The sequence below is a fragment of the Bartonella birtlesii IBS 325 genome (genome assembly GCF_000273375.1).
GTDB lineage: Bacteria > Pseudomonadota > Alphaproteobacteria > Rhizobiales > Rhizobiaceae > Bartonella > Bartonella birtlesii.
Genome location: NZ_CM001557.1, coordinates 1,127,473 through 1,150,267, shown reverse-complemented (window position 1 = coordinate 1,150,267; position 22,795 = coordinate 1,127,473). Strand labels below are relative to the sequence as shown.

The following is a 22,795-nucleotide window of genomic DNA, read 5'->3' as shown; positions in this document are numbered from 1 at the left end:
TATCAAGCGGAAAGAACCCTTGGCTATCGTGCTCTATCAAGCACACGCTTGCATTCAATCAATTCAAATAGAGTCTCCTGTAGCAATGCTTTATCAGTTTTATCTTTGTAAATGTTAACAGAACCAATAGATGTCTCACCTTCATTCCTCATGAAACTCAAAAGCCCAAAAGAAGATTTTTTAGACTTATTGTTACTTGTTTCAGAAGTATCACCCACATATTTTTTTTCTACAACAATATTCATAGCATCCAGATCGCCATTTCCAAATGCAGTGACAAAAGCAATTCCATTTTCTTTCAAAAGGCGTTGCACACCTTTTATGGTATATCCCTGATCATACAATAACTTCTTAATACTATTGAGCAAATCAATATCGGCGGGGCGATAATAGCGCCTTCCCCCACCACGTTTCATCGGTTTAATCTGCCTAAAACGCGTTTCCCAAAATCTTAATACATGTTGTGGAAGCTCCAACAATTCAGCTACTTCGCTAATTGTGCGAAAAGCATCGGAGCTCTTATCCATTTTATCATACCTTATCAAAATACTACAAATGATTTCACAAAGACTTATCAAGCTCTAATTTCTCAACAAGATTGGTCAAAAATAGGACCACACTTGATAATCTTTAAACCAAAAAGCTTTTTTCTTAAAAAAACGCATAATTTTATCCTATACAATTTTTTTTAATAAATACCAAACATTATAACAGCGTCTATTTATGCAATATCGCCTTTTCGCCTTGCACGATGCGAATCAAGAATTCTCTGTTTAAGTATATTTGCAGCCTTAAATGTCACAACACGTCGCGGTGGGATAGGCGCTTCAATACCGGTTTTTGGATTACGCCCAACCCGTTCATTTTTATTACGGACTTGAAAAGTTGCAAAAGAAGATAATTTAACAGCCTCACCTCTTATCAGTGAATTGCAAATTTCATCCAAAACCAATTCAACCAAAGCTGCTGATTCAGTATGTGACAAGCCAACCCTTCTACAAACTACGCTCGCTAAATCTGCACGCGTTACTGTTTTACTTGTCATTATAACCACCTATTCAAATATTAAAAATTATCAAGTGACTTATACGTTTTATTCAAATATGGTCAAGTGACTATACTACCAACGAATAAGAATTGCTCCCCATGTAAATCCGCCGCCCATAGCTTCTAACATGATGAGATCTCCTTTTTTAATTCTTCCATCACCAATAGCCGTAGTTAAAGCCAATGGCACCGACGCAGCAGAGGTATTACCATGCTGATCAACAGTAATCACAACTTTATCTATGGCAATTCCTAATTTTCTAGCTGATGCTTCAATAATACGCCTATTGGCCTGATGCGGTACAAACCAATCTAATTGTGAAGAAACCATGCCAGCAGCTGTAAAACAGTCATCAACCACATCCGTTATCATACCAACTGCATATTTAAAAACTTCTCGTCCTTCCATACGCAAATAACCCGTTGTTTGCGTTGTTGAGGGACCACCATCCACATAGAGCTTATCCATATACGCACCATCAGAGCGTAGTTTCGTAGACAATATACCACGATCAAAAGTTTTCCCCTCTTCACTGTTTTGTGCCTCCAAAATAGCTGCACCTGCACCATCACCAAATAAAACACATGTCGTGCGATCTTGCCAATCCAAAATTCGAGAAAATGTATCAGATCCGATCACTAAAACTCTCTTGGCTGCTCCGCAGCGTAAATAAGCATCTGCTGTCGTTAAAGCGAAAATAAAACCAGTGCAAACAGCTTGAACATCAAAAGCAAATCCATGGTGCATTCCCAAAGCATGCTGAATTTCAACCGCAGAAGCAGGAAAAGTACGATTTGGAGTAGACGTTGCTAAAATAATACAATCAATGTCTTTTATTTTTAAACCAGCATTTGTAAGGGCTGCTTGTGCAGCTTTAACTCCTAAAGAAACAGTTGTTTCATTTTCACTAGCAATATAACGTTGGCGTATTCCTGTACGCTGAACAATCCATGAATCTGATGTTTCAACAAATTTTGCAATCTCATCATTCGATAAGCTTTTTTCTGGCAAGGCACTTCCTACCCCACACATAACGGATCGAATCATTCTCCCCAAACCTTTTCTTTATATTTTCTATTTGCATTACAAAAGCTTATCATGATTTCTCCCCTTCACTATTGCTTCATTATCTTGATCAAAAAGCGTTTCTTTATTCTCATGAAAATGCCGTAAATCAGCTGTTATTTTTTTTAACAATTCATTATGAACCATCTCGTAACCAACACGAATAGCAGAAGCAAAACCGTTAGCATTAGCACTACCATGACTTTTGATGACAACACCATTTAAACCTAAAAGCACACCACCATTAACTCTATCGGGATCCATCTTGTGTTTCAGTGTACGAAAAGCACTCCGCGATAAAAAATAGCCAAGAGATGTTAAAAGAGAACTTCGCAGTGCGGAATTTAAGATTTCCGCTATTTGCCGTGCAGTTCCCTCCGCAGTTTTTAAAGCAATATTACCAGCAAATCCTTCTGTTACAACAACATCCACTGTTCCCTTTCCAATGTCATTTCCTTCAACAAATCCCTTATATTCTAATCCTTCTAATTGCACTTCACGCAATATCATTCCCGCCTTTTTAATCTCATAAAGGCCTTTAACCTCTTCAACACCTACATTTAAGAGCCCAACAGTTGGTTTTTCAGTATGATATAAAGCGCGAAACATACCCGCCCCCATAACGGCCAAATCAACCAACTGGCTAGCAGATGCCCCAATCGTCGCTCCAATATCCAAAACGATACTCTCGCTGCGAAGTGTTGGCCAAATACCAGCGATTCCAGGACGCTCAGCTTCCGCCATCATTTTTAGACAAAAATAAGACATTGCCATGAGAGCACCAGTATTGCCCGCAGAAATACAAGCATCAGCTTCACCATTTTTTACTGCTTCAATTGCATACCACATCGATGATTTACCACGTCCATTACGAAGTGCTTGGCTTGGCTTCTCATCCATACGCGTATAACTTTCTGTAGGATAAAAGTGCGACACAGAAACCAAACAAGGGTATCTTTTTAAAACCGGGGCAACAACTTCTTTTATGCCATAAAATAAAAAATAAATATTTGGCAAATGTTTTTGTACAATTGCTGCTCCTGCAATAGTGGCTTCCGGACCATAATCACCGCCCATGACATCTACAGAAATCCTAATCACGTCGCATATCCCACATTTTTTCATTTACGCATTTTATTTTCATTTATGCATCTGAATGCCTATGGCAATTTTTTGTTATTAGAACAACAAAAAAAGTGCATCATGCGAAAATAACTTCGCAGAAAATAACTTTTTTATAATAATATATAATAGATATTTTTTTTACATTTTTACAATCACTTCCAACTTTTCAAAACAGAAAAGGGTGATAATTTTTGTCCAATTTTTTCTCCATCTTCTATGATGAGCATCTCACTTCCCTCTTTGCGTGGGTAATGATTAATGGATAACTCAAAAAACTCTTCCATGATTGCACCAATATCAATTTTATCACCATAAAACACTTCTGGCGTATCTAGCCCCTCCGCATCTAAAAACAATTCCCTCGTATCCTCCAATATTTTTGGTTTCAACAAATCTGAACCCTCAGGGACAAAAACAACTTCAATATTTTCACGGAGAACGTTTTCTAATGGCTCTAATGTGATAACACATAACTGTATTATACGTGCCTGCAATAGACCTTTTATACGTACCCCACGCTTTTTCCACGGGAAAATATGGAATTTTCCCTCACAGGATTTTACTTCAACCAAAGCATGATTTTTAGCTAAATTTACACATTCTTGCTTATTTGTGCAAATATGAACTCTTATACCTTTCGCTGGCAAGGAGCGTACTGAGATTGGATAAGTTAAAGCAAATGCCATTTGAGAAATATTTTGAACATTCATTAGCAACTCCCGAATAGAAAAGGATGTACTGCGCTTTTATTTAGCCAAAATACATTTCATTCATTTTTTCTTTTCTAAAGAAATTCTGTATGGCATAATTTACTTTATAACAGGGAAACTCAATGTAAGCTATGATAGATTAAGCTAAAATGAGAAAAAACTTGAGATTGCCTTCTTGTAATATAAGTATAAAAGGGAGATACCATTGTTTCAAATGCCTTACAGAGTAGACATAATCAAACGTAAACTATTGATTGGTCTGTCAATAGCAAGCATGGTAGCAGCTGCGGGTTGTAGTATTCTTGATTCTTCAGGCACAAGCCAAATATATCAAGAAGGTTATATTCTTGATAAAAATGCTCTTGGTTCTATTTCCATTGGATCAAGCCAAGAGCAGGTTCTGCTTGCATTAGGAACCCCTTCGTTAAAAACAAAATATGATAATGAAATCTTTTATTATATCTCACAAACACGCTATCGTGGGATGCAGTTTATGAAAACAAGAATTATTGACCGTAAAGTTTTAGCCATTTATTTTAATAAAAACGATCAGGTTACTAAAGTAGCCAACTATGGTTTGCGAGATGGTCAAGTCTTTGATTTTATTGCGCAAACAACACCAACCGCAACAAAAGAACAACCTTTTTTGCTTCAAATTATAAAAGGCCCAGCGAATTTGCCAATTCATAACTAAACTTATATACTATCTGCTTACAGTCCTGATGCTTTCAGGATTGTAGCGTGTGTTTTTCAAGTGCGTATTTTTTTAGCCATATTATCCAAAACCGCATTGACAAGCTTTGGTTCGTCGCCTTCAAAAAATGCCTTTGCTATATCTACATATTCATTCATAATAACAGCAACGGGAACATCTTGACGATTGATTAACTCCCATAAGCCTGCACGCAAAATTGCACGTAGTATAGAATCGAGACGTGAGAGTGACCATTCAGTAGAAAGCTGTTGATGAAGCATTGGATCGAGTTGTTTTTGATTCTTTACAACACCAGTAATAATAGCCAAAAACCATTGAAAATCAGCATCAAGATATTGATTTCCATCAATATCTTTTCCTAAACGATAAGCCTCATATTCAGCTGCTGTTTCTATCACACCAGAACCAACAATATCCATTTGATAAAGCGCTTGAACTGCAGCGAGCCTTGCTGCTCCACGTTTATTAGCTGAGCGTGAAGAATGCCTACTTTTCATATCAGACATATTTATTGATTAACTCCAAATGTTTTTTAGAGCGATCATACATAAAGCAGCTTCAGCAGCAAAACCACCTTTATTTTTTTTATCCTGCTTTGCACGTTCCCATGCTTGGTTTTCATTTTCAACGGTTAAAATACCATTGCCAATAACCAAGTGTCTATGAATGGTTAAATCCATCAAAGCACGACAAGAATCATTAGCAACAATTTCAAAATGATATGTTTCTCCTCGAATAACACAACCAAGTGCGACATAACCATCATAAAATACCTTACTCTTTTCAGCAAAAGCTATTGCACTCGGTATTTCTAAAGCGCCTGGAACTGTTACAACATCATAGCTTGCTCCAGCTTTTTGCAAAGCACTTACTGCACCTGCCAGAAGTGTATCAGAAATCTCATCATAAAAACGTGCTTCAACAATCAATAGATGCGGCTTTTTATGTCTTTCTTTTGTCATAACAGAATTCCAATAAAAAACAAACAAACGAATTAAGAGTTATAGAGTACAAAATTTTAAAAACTATCAGTAACTTTCAGCTTATTCATCTTTCATTTTAAAGTTAGAAAATTTCGCAGCATACCGAGCAAACTGATCAATTTCTAAATTAACCTGATCGCCAATTTTAGTTTGTCCCCAAGTTGTCATTTCAAGTGTGTGACGGATAATAAGAACATTAAAAATACAATCTTCAATAAAATTAACAGTTAAAGATGTTCCATTGAGTGCAATAGACCCCTTATTGACAATAAAGGGTGTAAATTGTTTTGGAATTTTTAGAAAAAAACGAATTGCATCACCTTCATTTTTTTGATCAATAACCTCAGCCAAGCCATCGATATGCCCAAAAACCAAGTGCCCACCTATTTCATCGCCCAATTTGAGTGAACGCTCTAAATTAATACGAGTTCCTTTTTTCCACTCTGTAAGATTCGTCAAACGCAATGCTTCTTCCCACGCTTCCACAGCAAACCAATTAAGATTCGCACATTTTGATCCTCTCTCAACGAGAGTCAGGCAAATTCCTGAACAGGCAATAGATGCACCAATTTCTAAACTCTCTAGATCATAGTGCGTAGAAATATTTAAACGCACTCCTTGCTTTAAAGATTGAACATCTTCAACACAACCAATATTTGTTATAATCCCTGTAAACATAATGTCTTACGTCTCCATTTATAAAAACGGTCATTTCCAAATATTCTTGTCTCAACTTCATGAAACTGTGAAAGATAATTTCCAAAATGAGGTGCCTCAATACGATTTTTTCCTAAAATAACAGGGGTATAAAAACATATCAAATGATCTACACAACCAGCATTTAAAAACTTTTCTCCTGTCTTTACCCCCCCCTCAAGTAAAACACTATTGATTCCACATTGATAAAGCAGCTGTAAAATAGCAAGAGGCTGTAGATAACCATTTTTCATTTCTACTGAATACACAGACACGCCATACTGCTCTAACGCACTTTTTTTGCCTTTCTTTGCAAAATTCTTATTACAAATAACCCATGTAGGAATTTTTGTTGCTGTTCGAACAACTTTTGCATCAAGGGGAATAGATAAATCTACATCTAAAACAATACGTACAGGTGAACGTTTTTCCATCCCTGGTAAACGACAATTCAATTGTGGATCATCTGCTAATATAGTACCAAGACCAACAAGAATGGCATTATTTTGAGCGCGCAGAATATGCGTATGAGTATGAGAAATCATTCCACTAATTTTTATTCCGCCTTGCCCCTTTTTTCCTACACCATTATCAGCAGAAATTGCCATTTTAAAAGTGACAGAACAACGTTGCATTGTTTTTATACACCAATGGGAGCACAAAGCTTCAAACGCCTCTTGCGCCAAAACGCCTTCAACAACTTCGATACCAGCCATCCGTAAAAGAGCAATACCACGACCATCAACCCGCTTATCTAAATCGGTCAGAGCAATAACAACCCGAGAAATACCTGAATCAATGAGTGCATTTACACACGGTGAAGTTTTTCCATAATGCGAACAAGGTTCTAAAGTGACATATGCAGTGGCTCCGTGTGCCAAAGAGCCTGCCATATGCAAAGCTTGCACTTCAGCGTGTGGCCTTCCATTAATGGCTGTGACACCATAACCAACAATGGATGCTCCTATATCGTTATCGTTTCGCACAATTAACGTACCAACTGAAGGATTCTCACCCGTAAGACCAACATGTCGTTCTGCCAAACGGATAGCTGCAGCCATAAACCGTTCATCTTGCATTTTTTTATTCATCAAAATGAAATTCTGTGTCCGTTATGCCCTTTGACAACTCATCTATAACATCATGAAAATCGCTGGCATTACGAAAATCTCGATAAACAGAAGCAAAACGGATATAAGCAATGTCATCAATTCTTTTCAATGCTTCCATCACAAGATGTCCAATTTTTTCTGAAGCAATTTCTGGTTCTCCCAAACTTTCAAGTTGACGTACAATGCCAGAAATCGCTCGTTCAATATAGTCAGGATCAATATTACGTTTCCGTATAGCTATATCAACCGATCGCATTAACTTATCACGATCAAATGGTTCGTATTTTCCATTTTTTTTAAAAACTAAAAGCTCACGTAATTGAACACGCTCAAAAGTTGTAAAGCGACCACCACAAACGGAACATACACGCCGACGACGAATAACGGTTCCTTCTTCCGCCGGACGTGAATCCTTAACCTGTGTATCCTCGTATTGGCAGTAAGGACAGCGCATCTCTATTGTGTCCTTAACAAGCGCTAAGATAAGGATAAAGAGGAAACTGATTCGTTATATCTTTCACCTTTTTCTTAACAGCCATTTCAACAGCACTATTATCCTCATCACTGCTTGCTGTTCTGAGCGCCTCAAGAACTTCTGAAATCAGCTCACCAACTTGAATAAATTCCTTTTCTGCAAAACCACGTGTTGTCGCAGCAGGTGATCCTAAACGAATTCCTGATGTTATAGATGGTGACTCAGGATCAAAAGGAATGCCATTTTTATTACAGGTGATATGTGCCCGCCCTAAAGCTAATTCAGCACGCTTTCCTGTTATATTTTTGGAACGCAAATCGACTAATAACAAATGATTATCTGTACCACCAGAAACAATATTAAAACCATTACTCTGTAATGTTTTTGCTAAGATTTTGGCATTAGCAACAACATGAGCACTGTAACTTTTGAAAGAAGGCTGCAAAGCCTCTGCAAATGCAACAGCCTTAGCTGCAATCACATGCATTAAAGGACCACCCTGAAGACCAGGAAAAATAGCTGAATTGATTTTTCTGGATAAAGCCTCATCATTTGTCAATATCAAGCCACCTCGAGGACCACGTAATGACTTATGCGTTGTTGTCGTTACAATATGTGCATGAGGAACAGGTGAAGGATGAACACCTCCAGCAACTAGACCCGCAATATGAGACATATCAACAAGGAAATAAGCGCCGACCTCATCTGCAATTTCACGGAATCGTTTCCAATCCCACAATCGAGGATAAGACGATCCGCCTGCTATAATAAGTTTTGGCTTACGTTCCTTTGCAAGCCGTTTAACTTCCTCCATATCAATAATCTGATCTTCTTGCCGCACACCATAGGAAACAACATCAAACCATTTTCCCGACATATTGACGGATGAACCGTGCGTAAGATGACCACCAGCATTTAAATCCAGTCCCATAAATGTATCACCCGGCTGAAGTAAAGCTAAAAAAACCGCCTGATTCATTTGACTACCAGAATGAGACTGAACATTCGCAAAAGCAGCACCAAAAAGCTGTTTTGCCCTTTCAATTGCTAAATCTTCAACGACATCAACAAATTGACAACCTCCATAGTAGCGCTTTCTTGGATAACCTTCTGCATATTTATTGGTTAGAACCGACCCCTGTGCCTCAAGAACCGCTCTTGAAACAATATTCTCTGAAGCAATCAGTTCAATTTCATGTTGTTGACGCTCAAACTCTCCCTTAATTGCATCAAAGATTGCAGCATCGATGGTCTGTAAATCATCATTAAAAAAGCGCTTTTGTATGTCATTTCCTTGCTGAGTCATAAAATACATTCCTAACATTAAAAATAAACCTATCAAACGATAACACAGCAAACCACGCAAACCAAATATTTTAAACCATTCTTACTTAAAAATGGTGCAAACATTTATCTTATTCTTTTGAATATTAATTTTTACTTGATCTAAAATTTTATAGTGATATTAATGCTATATTTGTTCTGTTGTATCTGACTACTTGTAGAAATCTTAAATTTTAGCTTCTAACTTGAGCATTTGAAATCGTATGCCTCTACACTAAAAGGTGTAACTTGTGCTCAATAATAAGGCGAAGTCGAGATGCTTATTGAAAATTGACATGTCAATGCACAAATTGCATAATATTTGCACATTTCTCTTTTGTTTTTGTAAACACGCTCTTATAAGAATTTATCTATTTTTATATAAAATTTTGGTTAGCATTTTATCGTTGGTTTTCTTGAATTTTTTATAAAAGAAATATGTAAAGGTCCGCTATGTGAAAAATTATATAGCAGAAAATCGGTATTTTTAGACGACAAAAAAGATTTTTTGTTATTTTTTGTAAAGCTTTTTCAATCTTTATAGAGGATATCTAATCGGCATTGAAAAGCAGCGGTTAGCTCATTTCAGATAAATTATCCCTTTTCTTTAAGATATCGCCACCTATTATCTTAAGCAGTTATTTTACATATTTTGCAAACGAAGCTTTTATCTAACCGCATAAAATCCTACAAACAATAGAAAAGGTAAATCTATTATCAAAAGACACAATAAACTATAAAGGATGCTAAAAATAGCAGCAACTTTATAGATTTGCTTATATTTATTAAAAAATACTCTCACGCTGCATTTAATAATATAAAAAGCACCCAAATTCTAAATTCAGGCGCTTTTCCATTTTCCTTTTTGAGTATGCACTCAAATTATTCAGCAACTGCGTTAGTTGCCATATTTGTCAACATAGCCTTAGCCGCCACGTTATTGCTAGACTTGCGCCGCTCATCTACAATTAAATCATCACGAACTGCAGCAATCCGGCGGATTTGTGCAATCGTACCACCTGTACCGGCAGGAATAAGACGACCGACAATAACATTCTCCTTAAGACCTTGCAAAGTATCAATTTTACCAGAAACCGCTGCCTCTGTAAGCACCCTTGTTGTTTCCTGAAACGACGCAGCTGAAATAAACGATGGTGTTTGAAGAGAAGCTTTTGTAATCCCAAGAAGGATGGGGGTACCAGATGCAGGCTTTTTTCCTTCTGCAATCAAATTATCATTGATTTCATCAAGTTCAATACGATCAACATTATCGCCTGGAATATAACCAGAATCCCCAGATTCAGTAATTTCAACTTTTTGCAACATCTGGCGAACAATCACCTCAATATGTTTGTCATTAATGAGAACACCCTGTAAACGATAAACTTCTTGAATTTCATTTACAAGATAAGATGCCAAAGCTTCAACCCCCTTAATTGCTAAGATATCGTGAGGAGCTGGATTACCATCGAGGATATAATCCCCTTTTTCAATCTGATCACCCTCTTGGAAGTGAAACAACTTACCCTTCGGAATTAAATATTCTACTGGCTCAAGAGTTTCATCATTTGGCTCGATGATAACACGACGCTTATTCTTATAACCACGACCAAAGCGAATTGTACCACTGACTTCAGCAATGATGGCATGGTCCTTTGGACGTCTTGCTTCAAAAAGCTCTGCCACACGTGGTAGACCACCTGTAATATCTTTTGTCTTTGCACTTTCCATTGGCAAGCGAGCAATAACATCTCCTGCCTTAACATGAGAACCAGGCTCAACAGAAAGAATGGTTTCCACCGACATCATATAACGGGCTTCACCACCCTTATGCAATTTGGCAATGTTCGCGCCTTTTTTATCTGCGTGGATGATAATAGCTGGTTTTAGCTCAGAACCACGTGGATTAGCACGCCAATCAATCACCAAACGCTTGGTAATACCTGTAGATTCATCAGCTGTTTCAGTAACTGATAAACCATCAATCATATCTTCAAAGCCTACATACCCTTCAATTTCAGTTAAAACTGGACGTGTATAAGGATCCCATTCTGCTATACGTTGGCCACATCTAACAACATCACCATCATCAACAAAAATATGGGCACCATAGCTAACACGATGCACAACACGCTCTTTTCCACTCTCATCCTTGATAATGATCGCCATATTACGCCCCATAACCACCAAATGGCCTTCAGAATTGCGAACCACATTGCGATTACGAATTTCTACCGTACCTTCATAAGAGGCTTCTAAATGAGATGAATCAACAACTTGCGCTGTTCCTCCTAAGTGGAAAGTACGCATAGTCAACTGAGTTCCTGGTTCACCAATGGACTGAGCAGCAATAACACCAACGGCCTCCCCCTGATTAACCGATGTACCACGCGCCAAATCACGACCATAGCATTTGGCACAAACACCAAGGCGTGTTTCACATGTTAAAGCAGAGCGAATTTGGACAGATTGAATTCCAGCTTCTTCAATCTTAGCAACATCAGCTTCCTCAATCATTGCGCCACCTTCAAGGATAACTTCTCCAGAAACTGGATGCAAAATATCAACAAGCGCTGTGCGACCAAGAATTCTTTGCCCAAGAGAGGCAACAATTTGCCCAGCATCAACAATTGGTTGCATGGTCAGCCCCTTTGCTGTACCACAATCCACAGCCGAAATAATAGCATCCTGCGCGACATCAACAAGGCGTCGTGTGAGATAACCAGAGTTAGCGGTTTTTAATGCAGTGTCAGCAAGTCCTTTACGAGCACCGTGTGTCGAATTGAAGTACTCATTAACGGTTAGCCCTTCTTTAAAATTTGAAATAATTGGAGTTTCAATAATCTCACCCGATGGCTTTGCCATCAATCCACGCATTCCAGCCAACTGCTTCATTTGATTAGCAGAACCACGAGCTCCAGAATGCGACATCATATAAATCGAGTTCATTGGACGTTGACGACCGGTCTTGGGATCAAATTCAATGGACTGAATACGCTTCATCATCTCATCCGCAACTCGATCTGTACATTTACCCCATGCATCCACAACCTTGTTATATTTTTCACCTTGTGTAATGAGACCATCATTATATTGCTGTTCATATTCTTTAGCCAAAGCTTCTGTTTCTGCAACTAAACGCGATTTGCTATCAGGGATAACCATATCGTCCTTACCAAAAGAAATCCCCGCACGACACGCATAAGAAAAACCAAGTTGCATAATACGATCACAGAAGATAACTGTTTCTTTCTGCCCACAATGACGATAAACTTGATCAATCATTTTAGAAATATTCTTTTTAGTCATCTCCTGATTGATAATATCAAACGAGATATTTGGATTTTTCGGCAAGAGCTCTCCAATAATTAAACGACCAGGTGTTGTATCATAGAGTTTAGCAACCTCTTGCCCATCCTTTCCTATATTCTTAACACGACCTTTGATCTTTGTGTGAAGCGTTACAATTTTATTTTCCAAAGCATGATGAAGCTCGCCCATATCGGCGAAAGCCATTCCTTCTCCCGGTTCTTTCTCGGAAACAATCGAAAGATAATAAAGCCCCAGAACCATATCCTGTGAGGGAACAATAATTGGCGCACCATTGGCGGGATGAAGAATATTATTGGTCGACATCATCAAAACACGAGCTTCAAGCTGTGCCTCAAGAGAAAGCGGAACGTGAACCGCCATCTGATCACCATCAAAATCCGCGTTAAAAGCCGTACACACCAATGGATGAAGCTGAATTGCTTTGCCTTCAATTAAGATAGGCTCAAAAGCTTGAATCCCTAAACGGTGCAATGTTGGCGCACGATTAAGCAAAACAGGATGTTCACGAATAACCTCATCCAAAATATCCCAAACTTCTGGATGCTCTTTTTCTACTAGCTTCTTGGCCTGCTTTACAGTTGATGAAAACCCTTTTGCATCAAGCCGCGCATAAATAAAAGGCTTAAATAATTCCAAAGCCATTTTTTTAGGAAGGCCACATTGATGCAATTTTAATTCAGGGCCCGTCACAATAACAGAACGCCCCGAATAATCAACACGTTTCCCAAGTAAGTTTTGGCGGAAACGTCCTTGCTTACCTTTTAGCATATCTGAAAGAGACTTGAGTGGACGCTTATTTGCCCCGGTAATCACACGTCCACGCCGACCATTATCAAGCAAAGCATCAACAGCTTCTTGTACCATACGCTTTTCATTACGCACAATAATTCCAGGAGCACGCAATTCAATTAATCGCTTCAAGCGGTTATTACGATTTATAACACGTCGATAAAGATCATTTAAATCTGATGTTGCAAAACGTCCACCATCAAGTGGAACCAACGGACGTAAATCTGGTGGGATGACTGGTATCGTCTTCATAATCATCCATTCTGGTTTATTGCCAGACTCAAGGAAGTTTTCAACGATTTTAAGCCGTTTAATTAGCTTTTTTTGTTTTAATTCTGAAGTTGTCTCGGACAATTCGATACGCAAATCATTAGCAATTTTCTCTAATTCCATACCTGCTAAAAGCTCATAAATTGCCTCAGCACCAATCATGGCTGTAAATTGATCCTCTCCAAATTCATCAATAGCAAGCATATATTCTTCTTCCGAAAGAAGCTGATGAAGCTTAAGAGATGTCAATCCTGGTTCCGTTACAATGTAATTCTCAAAATAAAGAACCCGCTCGATATCTTTTAAAGTTAAATCTAAAAGTGTGGAAATGCGACCTGGTAATGATTTAAGAAACCAAATATGTGCAACGGGCGCAGCAAGTTCAATATGCCCCATACGCTCACGACGTACGCGCGAAAGAGTAACCTCTACACCACATTTTTCACAGATAATACCCTTATATTTCATGCGTTTATATTTACCACATAGACATTCATAGTCCTTAATAGGGCCAAATATACGTGCACAAAAAAGACCATCACGTTCTGGCTTAAAAGTCCGATAATTAATAGTCTCAGGCTTCTTGATCTCACCGTATGACCAAGACAAAATCTTCTCAGGACTCGCGATGGAAATACGAATAGAGTCAAATGTCTGCGTTGGCGCTTGAGGATTGAAAAGATTCATGACCTCGTGGTTCATGCTGTTCTCCTTCAAAGATTCTTAGAACCTATTGTAATATCTCTTTAATTTTATAACAGATCTTAATTTAAAATCTATTTCTACTTTTTAAACTGATCTATAACTCTTTTCATAGAAGCTTCTTGATTTTCTTTCTCAAGATAACTAGAGCGCATCCTTTTCAGTGTGCGCTCCTTGAATTATCGTTCTGCTGTATCAGATAACGCGCGTTGTGCAATAAGTTCGCGTGCATCATCAAGCTCTACATTAAGAGCCAGTGAACGCATTTCTTTTACCAAAACATTAAAGCTTTCCGGTATACCTGCCTCAAATGTATCATCACCGCGCACGATTGCCTCGTAGACTTTTGTTCGACCAGCCACATCATCTGATTTTACTGTCAGCATCTCCTGCAAAGTGTACGCAGCACCGTAAGCTTCAAGTGCCCAAACCTCCATTTCACCAAAACGCTGACCACCAAATTGTGCCTTACCACCCAATGGCTGCTGTGTTACAAGGGAATATGGTCCAATCGAACGTGCATGAATTTTATCATCAACAAGGTGATGTAACTTCAACATATAAATATAGCCCACGGTCACTGGACGATCAAAAGGCTCCCCTGTGCGACCATCATAAAGCGTAACCTGTCCTGAACTATCTAAGCCTGCATCCTCCAACATCATATTGATATCAGCTTCATGCGCTCCATCAAAAATAGGCGTTGCAATTGAAACACCTTTCTTCATCTGTTGCGCTAATTTGTGAAGACTTTCATTATCATACTGACGAACTGGCTCATTATGATCATTATCAGGCATGAGATTTTCGATACGCTGACGCAGAGGTAGTATATCCCCGGTCTCTTGATATAATTCTAGTAAATCACCAATCTTCTTACCTATACCAGCGCAGGCCCAACCAAGATGCGTTTCAAGAATTTGCCCAACATTCATACGACTAGGTACACCAAGCGGATTCAAAACAATATCAGCATGGGTTCCATCTTCCAAAAACGGCATATCTTCTACTGGAAGAATACGTGACACAACTCCCTTATTACCATGACGTCCTGCCATCTTGTCGCCTGGTTGGATTTTGCGTTTTACAGCCACAAAAACTTTTACCATTTTCATGACACCAGGAGGCATTTCATCGCCTCTTTGGACTTTTTCAACTTTATCCATAAAGCGACGTTGTAACGCTTCTTTTGATTCATCATATTGCTTGCGTAAAGCATCAATTTCATTTTGAAGCTTTTCATCTTCAATAGCGAATTGCCACCATTGTGAGCGCGGATAATGTCCTATTACCGTACTGTCAAGCACTTTGCTTCCTGAAAAACCTTTTGGTCCTTCTATAGCAACTTTACCTGTCAACATATCAGCAAGACGCGCATAAACATTACGATCAAGAATCGACTGTTCATCATCACGATCTTTAGCCAAACGTTCAATTTCTTCACGTTCAATTGCCATAGCGCGTTCATCTTTTTCTACACCGTGACGGTTAAAAACACGAACTTCAACAACAGTCCCAAAAGTTCCTGGTGGCATTCGCATAGAAGTATCACGAACATCTGAAGCCTTTTCCCCAAATATTGCCCGCAACAACTTCTCTTCTGGTGTCATAGGACTTTCACCTTTTGGTGTAATCTTGCCAACCAAAATATCGCCCGGTTGAACTTCAGCACCAATATAGATAATACCAGCCTCATCAAGATTCCTTAATGCTTCTTCTGCAACGTTAGGAATATCGCGGGTAATTTCCTCAGGCCCAAGCTTTGTATCCCGTGCCGCAACTTCAAATTCCTCAATATGAATCGAAGTAAAAACATCATCGGCAACAATGCGCTCAGATAACAAAATGGAATCTTCATAATTGTATCCATTCCAAGGCATAAAAGCCACAAGAACATTCCGTCCAAGAGCTAAATCACCAAGATCCGTGGATGGACCATCTGCAATAATATCGCCCTTTTCTATCCGATCACCAACATGCACAAGAGGACGTTGATTAATACAAGTAGACTGATTAGAACGTTGAAATTTCTGTAAACGATAGATATCAACACCAGACTTTGAAGGATCTAAATCTTCTGTTGCACGGATAACAATACGAGTTGCATCAACTTGATCAACAATACCACTACGCTTTGCACTAACAGCAGCACCTGAATCACGTGCAACAACAGCTTCCATTCCCGTACCAACAAATGGTGCCTCAGCACGTATCAATGGAACAGCCTGACGCTGCATGTTTGATCCCATCAAAGCGCGATTCGCATCATCATTTTCCAAAAATGGAATGAGCGCCGCTGCCACCGAGACCAACTGCTTTGGTGAAACATCCATCAAATCTACATGATCGCGCGGAGCCATCAAAACTTCACCAGCATGACGACAAACAACGAATTCTTCTGTAAAGCGACCTTCACTATCCAATGAAGAATTGGCCTGTGCTACATAATGCTTCGATTCTTCCATAGCAGACAGATAAATAACTTCCGTTGTCACTTTACCATCAATAATTTTGCGGTATGGACTTTCAATAAAACCATATTTATTAACGCGTGCAAATGTCGCCAAGGAATTAATCAAACCAATATTAGGACCCTCAGGCGTTTCAATCGGACAAATACGACCATAATGTGTAGGATGTACGTCACGAACTTCAAAACCCGCTCTCTCACGTGTCAAACCACCTGGACCAAGAGCAGAAAGACGGCGCTTATGGGTAATCTCTGACAATGGATTGGTTTGATCCATAAATTGCGACAATTGCGAAGATCCAAAAAACTCGCGAACCGCTGCAGCAGCAGGTTTTGCATTTATCAAATCCTGCGGCATAACCGCATCAATTTCAACCGACGACATACGCTCTTTTATTGCACGCTCCATACGAAGCAAGCCAATGCGGTATTGATTTTCCATCAATTCTCCAACAGAACGCACACGACGATTGCCAAGATTATCAATGTCATCAATTTCACCACGGCCATCACGCAATTCAACTAACATCTTAACAACAGCAAGAATATCCTCTTGACGCAAAATACGAACTGTGTCTGGGCAATCAAGGTCCATACGCAAATTCATCTTAACACGCCCAACAGCAGAAAGATCATAACGCTCTGGATCAAAAAATAACGAATGGAACATCGCTTCTGCAGTATCCATCGTTGGTGGTTCACCTGGACGCATCACTCGATAAATATCAAACAACGCATCCTGCCGACTTTCATTTTTATCTACTTTTAAAGTATTGCGGATATACGCCCCAACATTCATATGATCAATATCAAGAATATCTATTTGATCCGCATTAACATCAGACAAAATCTTTAGTATTTTCTCATCAATTTCATCACCAGCTTCAAGGTAAATTTCACCTGTCTGGTAATTGACTATATCTTCTGCTAAATAGCACCCTAATAAATCATCCTCACTAACTTTAACAACCTTTAGACCTTTCTCGGCTAAAATCTTTGCAACACGAACTGTTAGCTTTTTACCCGCCTCAGCAACAACTTCACCACTGTCCGCATCAACAAGATCAGAAACGAGTTTCATTCCTTTAAAGCGATCAACAGAATAAGGAATACGCCACCCATCCCCATCTCGCTCATAAGTAACTTTATTATAAAATGTCGACAAAATATCTGAGGCATCCATGCCTAATGCCATCAAAAGACTAGTGACAGGAATCTTACGGCGCCGATCAATACGAGCATAAATGATATCCTTAGCATCAAACTCAATATCCAGCCAAGAACCACGATACGGAATAACACGAGCAGCAAAAAGAAACTTACCTGATGAATGGGACTTTCCCTTATCATGGTCAAAAAAGACACCAGGAGAACGATGCATCTGCGAAACGATAACACGTTCCGTACCATTAACAATAAAGGTACCATTGGTCGTCATTAAAGGCATATCGCCCATATAAACGCCCTGCTCTTTGATATCTTTGATATCCTTCGAACCAGTATCCTCATCAACATCAAAAACAATTAAACGTAATATCACCTTCAATGGTGCAGCATAAGTCAAATCACGCTGACGGCATTCTTCAACATCAAATTTTGGTAAATCAAATTCATAACCAACAAACTCAAGCATAGCCGTACCGGAAAAATCCGAAATAGGAAATACCGATTTAAAAACAGCTTGCAAACCTTCATCTGGTCGTCCGCCTTTCGGTTCCTCAACCATGAGAAACTGATCATATGACGCTTTTTGAACTTCAATAAGATTCGGCATTTCTGCTACTTCAGGAATCTTACCAAAAAATTTGCGTACGCGCTTACGACCATTGAATTGAGACATCATCTTTAGGGTCTGAGCCATCGTCGCTCCTTGATATTTACTCTTCAAGGTAGACTAAACCTTGAAAGCTTTATGCCATTAACCTGCACATGCAGATCAGTTTACTTGATGCCCGATAACGAACACCACCAACTTGTCCCACTAAACACAAGCCATCCGCTTACTTGGTCCACGAGAAAGGGACTAAGAAGAACAAAATCTTTCCCCATTACAGCTACTGAATCTTTGGGAAAAGTCTTTTATTGTTTCTCTTCCTTTTTATGAGAAGAAAGAAAATCGGCAAACATAAATGCTCGCCGATAAAATCAAATTTACTTAAGTTCAACTTTAGCACCAGCAGCTTCAAGTTGAGACTTAATTTTTTCCGCTTCCTCTTTGGAGGCACCTTCTTTAATAGGTTTAGGTGCACCTTCGACCAGATCTTTAGCTTCTTTAAGACCAAGCCCCGTAAGAGCACGAACTTCTTTAATGACATTAATTTTTTGTGCACCACCTTCAACAAGAATAACATCAAATTCTGTTTTTTCTTCAGCAGCTGGAGCAGCAACACCAGCAACAGCAGCTACAGCTACAGGAGCCGCAGCCGAAACCCCCCATTTTTCTTCAAGTAATTTAGAAAGCTCTGCAGCTTCCAAAAGAGTTAAGTTAGAAAGGTCTTCTACGATCTTCGCTAGATCAGCCATTTTTAAATTCCTTTAATTAAAAGATTTGAACCATTGTTTAAAATTTATTCAAAAAATAGAAAAGCAGCTAAGCTTTTCCATAAATATGAATACAAAACAGCCTCAAGCCGCCTTATCCTCCTGAGCATATGCTCCAATGACACGCGCAACCTGACCAGCAGGCGCACTAACAACCTGTGCAATACGGGTCGCAGGAGTAGAAATCATACCCACGAGTTTTGCCCGCAACTCATTGAGTGAAGGTAATGAAGCCAACGACTTCACAGCATCTACACTCAAACTTGTTGCCCCCATTGAACCACCAAGGATGACAAATTTGTCATTGCTTTTCGCAAAATCAACAACAACTTTCGGCGCTGTAATTGGATCTTCTGAATAAGCAATAAGTGTCTGCCCAGTAAACAGACTTGCTATCGATTCAGATTCCGTGCCCTGAAGAGCGATTTTAGCAAGACGGTTTTTGGCGACTTTAACGGCACCACCAGCTTCACCCATTTTTGAACGAAGTTCGTTCATCTGCGAAACTTTCAGACCAGAATAATGTGCAACAATAACAGAACCAGACTTTTGAAAAGCCTCGTTAAGCCATGTAACAAATTCGCGTTTTTCCGCTCTATTCACTGTCTCTCTCCATTTAACAGATTTGTTTTAAACAAATCTATCGATTACCTTTGATAACATAAAATACTTTATGTTATCGATGAGGATCCTGTCCCCTTCTTCACGCATAGCGATCAAAGGCAACCCTGGCTCAAACCCTTTAAGTTTTTTAACTCTCAGTTTTTACCCCAGTCTCATGTGGGCTTTTTGATTAAGATACTTCAAACAGTATCACCCGCAATCTCGGACAGGATATTCCGGAATTTCTTCCGGTATAACCTAAGCTTGATAAAGCCTAGATGAAAAACGCCGAAAAATACCGACATTTTAAATATAATTTCGATATTCACACACCCCAAAATATAATTATAAACTCATTCAGATCTATTCTGAACGAACTGTTGTAGGATCGACTTTAACTCCAATCCCCATAGTCGAAGAAACCGCAACGCGCTTAATATATTCACCTTTTGCACCTTGCGGCTTAGCTTTAATAACAGCGCTGGCAAAAGCTTTAATATTTTCCACTATTTTCTCAATTCCAAAAGAAGCCTTACCTATACCAGCATGCACAATACCAGCTTTTTCAACACGAAATTCAACAGCACCACCTTTAGAAGCCTTAACAGCACCAGCGACATCAACTGTCACAGTACCAACTTTCGGATTAGGCATTAAACTGCGCGGCCCCAAAATCTTACCAAGACGACCAACAAAAGGCATCATATCTGGCGTTGCAATACAACGATCAAAATCGATGGCCCCACCATTAATACGCTCAAATAAATCTTCAGCCCCCACAATATCAGCACCAGCAGCTTTAGCTTCCTCAGCTTTATCACCACGTGCAAAAACGGCAACACGAATATTTCGTCCCGTTCCGTTAGGCAAATGTGCGACACCGCGAACCATCTGATCTGCGTGACGAGGATCAACACCTAAATTTATTGAAATTTCAATTGTTTCATCAAATTTAGCAACTGCACGATCTTTAACCATCGAAACCGCATCGTTTAAAGTATAAAGTTGATTAAAATCAACATCTTTGCGGATATTTTTTATTCTTTTTGCTACTTTTGCCATAATATTAGCCTACCACTTCCAAGCCCATAGAGCGAGCAGAACCTTCAACCATGCGCATCGCTGCCTCAATGTCATTTGCATTCAGATCTTTCATTTTTGCTTCTGCAATTGAACGTATCTTATCGCGAGGAATACTCCCTACAGACACCTTACCAGGTTCTTTTGAACCAGATTTCAAATTTGCTTCCTTTTTCAAGAAAAACGATACAGGAGGCGTTTTTAAAGAAAAAGTAAAAGATTTATCTTGATAATAAGTAATAATGACTGGAATCGGCGCACCCTTTTCCATTTCTTGTGTAGCTGCATTAAACGCCTTACAAAACTCCATGATATTAATACCACGTTGACCAAGTGCTGGACCAATTGGTGGGGATGGAGTAGCTGCTCCTGCAGGAACTTGCAATTTGAGCTGACCTATACTTTTTTTTGCCATAACAATCTGCCTTCAATTTTACTGGTATGCTAATAACCTATCTTATCAGCACCCTGCAAGTGAGTGGTTCGGATCATTAAGCCGACAAAAGCCATAAATCACCTCCCACCAGTTCTTCAAAGTGATCAAAAAACCACTTTAAATTTAATTAAAGTTTTTCAACTTGATTAAACTCTAAATCAACAGGCGTAGGACGCCCAAAAATCAGCACTTCCACCTTAAGGCGAGAACGCTCTTCTTCAACCTCCTGAACAATCCCATTAAACGAAACAAAAGGACCATCAGCGACACGAACTTGCTCGCCTACCTCAAATAATACTGAAGACTTTTGGACCTCAATCCCTTCTTGAACTTGTTTAAGAATTTGTTCAACTTCTCGATGAGAAATGGGGACTGGACGCGCATCCGATCCTAAAAAACCTGTTACTTTAGGCGTATTCTTAATAAGATGATAAACCTCATCCGTTAACTCAGCACAAACAAGAACATAACCAGGAAAAAATTTCCTCTCAGCATCAACTTTGCGTCCACGACGAACTTCTACAATACGCTCTGTAGGAACAAAAACCTTTTCAAACAGATGATCAAGTCCTTTCTGTTTGGCCTCTTTTTCGATAGCTTCTGCCACCTTCTTTTCGAAATTTGAATATGCTTGAACAATATACCAACGAGCAGCCACAGTCATACTTCCTTGCACTATCAACTAAAAAGATACTTTAGAAGACCAATACCCCGCCACACACTAAAATGCATAACCTGATCTACAACAAAGAAGAAAACTGAAGCCAATGCAGTTACCAACAGCACCATAATAGTTGAAATCACCGTCTCACGACGCGTAGGCCACTTCACCTTGACTGTTTCTGCATAAACTTGCTTAAAAAAGGTAATTGGATTGGTTTTAGATGCCATTAGTCACACTATACTCTTTCTAACCTTATTGTGATAAAAAACAAACACAATAAAAATGCAAAAGGCAAAATAGCCCTATGCGGCTTCCTTATATTTACTCAATAACAATTCACACATAAAAAAACAAGCCCTATAGAAAAAAAGTAAAGAAGGCAATTAAAAAATCTACCTCCTCACAGCTAAAAACCTACTTCTCTCCTGGCAGGGGCAGCAGGATTTGAACCCGCGACCTGCGGTTTTGGAGACCGCCGCTCTACCAACTGAGCTATACCCCTAACTCTCAAAATTAAAATATCTTTAACAACCCTCAACAACCATTATTTACTCAATGATCTTAGAAACGATCCCTGCACCAACAGTACGACCGCCCTCACGAATAGCAAAACGAAGTTTCTCTTCCATGGCAATTGGAACAATCAAAGAAACAT

General features: G+C 39.1%; 21 protein-coding genes and 1 tRNA gene. 1 reads left to right on the top strand and 21 read right to left on the bottom strand.

From position 1 onward, the window contains the following. Positions 1-23 precede the first annotated feature (23 nt). From QWU_RS05595 to QWU_RS05575, 5 genes are all read right to left on the bottom strand, one after another. Positions 24-527, bottom strand: a complete 504-nt coding sequence (locus QWU_RS05595) for a MerR family transcriptional regulator (protein ID WP_017196362.1) — start codon at positions 525-527, stop codon at positions 24-26. Between the two features lie 194 nt (positions 528-721). Beyond that, on the bottom strand, positions 722-1,045 hold the full coding sequence (locus QWU_RS05590) for an integration host factor subunit alpha (protein WP_006589373.1): 324 nt from the start codon (positions 1,043-1,045) through the stop codon (positions 722-724). A 75-nt stretch (positions 1,046-1,120) separates the two neighbouring features. Beyond that, positions 1,121-2,095 (bottom strand): beta-ketoacyl-ACP synthase III, encoded by a 975-nt coding sequence (locus QWU_RS05585; RefSeq protein ID WP_006589372.1) that lies wholly within the window; start codon positions 2,093-2,095, stop codon positions 1,121-1,123. Between the two features lie 36 nt (positions 2,096-2,131). Beyond that, entirely contained in the window at positions 2,132-3,214 is a 1,083-nt protein-coding gene (plsX, locus tag QWU_RS05580) for a phosphate acyltransferase PlsX (RefSeq protein ID WP_006589371.1), read from the bottom strand. A gap of 176 nt (positions 3,215-3,390) precedes the next feature. After that, a complete protein-coding gene (locus QWU_RS05575; protein ID WP_006589370.1) occupies positions 3,391-3,948 on the bottom strand; it encodes a YceD family protein in 558 nt (185 codons plus the stop codon). Between the two features lie 214 nt (positions 3,949-4,162). Here QWU_RS05575 and QWU_RS05570 point away from each other — a divergent pair, with 214 nt between their 5' ends. Beyond that, complete coding sequence (locus QWU_RS05570; protein WP_006589369.1) at positions 4,163-4,642, top strand: outer membrane protein assembly factor BamE; 480 nt, start codon at positions 4,163-4,165, stop codon at positions 4,640-4,642. Between the two features lie 56 nt (positions 4,643-4,698). Here QWU_RS05570 and nusB read toward each other — a convergent pair whose 3' ends face one another. The 16 genes from nusB to QWU_RS09770 form a co-directional block, all read right to left on the bottom strand. After that, positions 4,699-5,169, bottom strand: a complete 471-nt coding sequence (gene nusB, locus QWU_RS05565; RefSeq protein WP_006589368.1) for a transcription antitermination factor NusB — start codon at positions 5,167-5,169, stop codon at positions 4,699-4,701. A gap of 9 nt (positions 5,170-5,178) precedes the next feature. Next, the gene (locus QWU_RS05560) at positions 5,179-5,625 is read right to left on the bottom strand and encodes a 6,7-dimethyl-8-ribityllumazine synthase (protein WP_006589367.1); all 447 of its coding nucleotides are present in this window, start codon (positions 5,623-5,625) and stop codon (positions 5,179-5,181) included. An 81-nt stretch (positions 5,626-5,706) separates the two neighbouring features. After that, entirely contained in the window at positions 5,707-6,324 is a 618-nt protein-coding gene (locus QWU_RS05555; RefSeq protein ID WP_006589366.1) for a riboflavin synthase, read from the bottom strand. After that, on the bottom strand, positions 6,306-7,433 hold the full coding sequence (gene ribD, locus QWU_RS05550) for a bifunctional diaminohydroxyphosphoribosylaminopyrimidine deaminase/5-amino-6-(5-phosphoribosylamino)uracil reductase RibD (protein WP_006589365.1): 1,128 nt from the start codon (positions 7,431-7,433) through the stop codon (positions 6,306-6,308). The genes QWU_RS05555 and ribD overlap by 19 nt, the downstream gene beginning before the upstream one ends. Beyond that, positions 7,426-7,908: a transcriptional regulator NrdR gene (nrdR, locus tag QWU_RS05545; protein WP_006589364.1), complete on the bottom strand. Its 483-nt coding sequence runs from the start codon at positions 7,906-7,908 to the stop codon at positions 7,426-7,428. Before nrdR ends, ribD begins: the two co-directional genes overlap by 8 nt. Before the next feature lie 13 nt (positions 7,909-7,921). Next, positions 7,922-9,235: a serine hydroxymethyltransferase gene (gene glyA / locus QWU_RS05540; RefSeq protein WP_006589363.1), complete on the bottom strand. Its 1,314-nt coding sequence runs from the start codon at positions 9,233-9,235 to the stop codon at positions 7,922-7,924. Between the two features lie 899 nt (positions 9,236-10,134). Further along, positions 10,135-14,346: a DNA-directed RNA polymerase subunit beta' gene (gene rpoC / locus QWU_RS05535; RefSeq protein ID WP_017196358.1), complete on the bottom strand. Its 4,212-nt coding sequence runs from the start codon at positions 14,344-14,346 to the stop codon at positions 10,135-10,137. Positions 14,347-14,525: 179 nt separating this feature from the next. Then, entirely contained in the window at positions 14,526-18,677 is a 4,152-nt protein-coding gene (gene rpoB, locus QWU_RS05530) for a DNA-directed RNA polymerase subunit beta (protein ID WP_017196357.1), read from the bottom strand. Between the two features lie 290 nt (positions 18,678-18,967). Continuing rightward, entirely contained in the window at positions 18,968-19,339 is a 372-nt protein-coding gene (gene rplL / locus QWU_RS05525; RefSeq protein ID WP_006589360.1) for a 50S ribosomal protein L7/L12, read from the bottom strand. Positions 19,340-19,441: 102 nt separating this feature from the next. After that, positions 19,442-19,960, bottom strand: coding sequence for a 50S ribosomal protein L10 (gene rplJ / locus QWU_RS05520; RefSeq protein WP_006589359.1), 519 nt, complete (start codon positions 19,958-19,960; stop codon positions 19,442-19,444). A gap of 363 nt (positions 19,961-20,323) precedes the next feature. Then, positions 20,324-21,022 carry a 50S ribosomal protein L1 gene (rplA, locus tag QWU_RS05515; protein WP_006589358.1) on the bottom strand — a complete coding sequence of 233 codons (699 nt, stop codon included), beginning with the start codon at positions 21,020-21,022 and terminating at the stop codon, positions 20,324-20,326. A gap of 4 nt (positions 21,023-21,026) precedes the next feature. Continuing rightward, positions 21,027-21,455, bottom strand: coding sequence for a 50S ribosomal protein L11 (rplK, locus tag QWU_RS05510; RefSeq protein WP_006589357.1), 429 nt, complete (start codon positions 21,453-21,455; stop codon positions 21,027-21,029). A 148-nt stretch (positions 21,456-21,603) separates the two neighbouring features. After that, positions 21,604-22,134, bottom strand: coding sequence for a transcription termination/antitermination protein NusG (gene nusG, locus QWU_RS05505; RefSeq protein WP_006589356.1), 531 nt, complete (start codon positions 22,132-22,134; stop codon positions 21,604-21,606). A gap of 20 nt (positions 22,135-22,154) precedes the next feature. Then, positions 22,155-22,367, bottom strand: a complete 213-nt coding sequence (gene secE / locus QWU_RS05500) for a preprotein translocase subunit SecE (RefSeq protein ID WP_006589355.1) — start codon at positions 22,365-22,367, stop codon at positions 22,155-22,157. 199 nt (positions 22,368-22,566) lie between these two features. Continuing rightward, positions 22,567-22,642 (bottom strand) — tRNA-Trp (locus QWU_RS05495). A 46-nt stretch (positions 22,643-22,688) separates the two neighbouring features. Next, on the bottom strand, positions 22,689-22,795 hold a 107-nt coding region (locus tag QWU_RS09770; RefSeq protein ID WP_017196356.1), incomplete at its 5' end, for an EF-Tu C-terminal domain-related protein.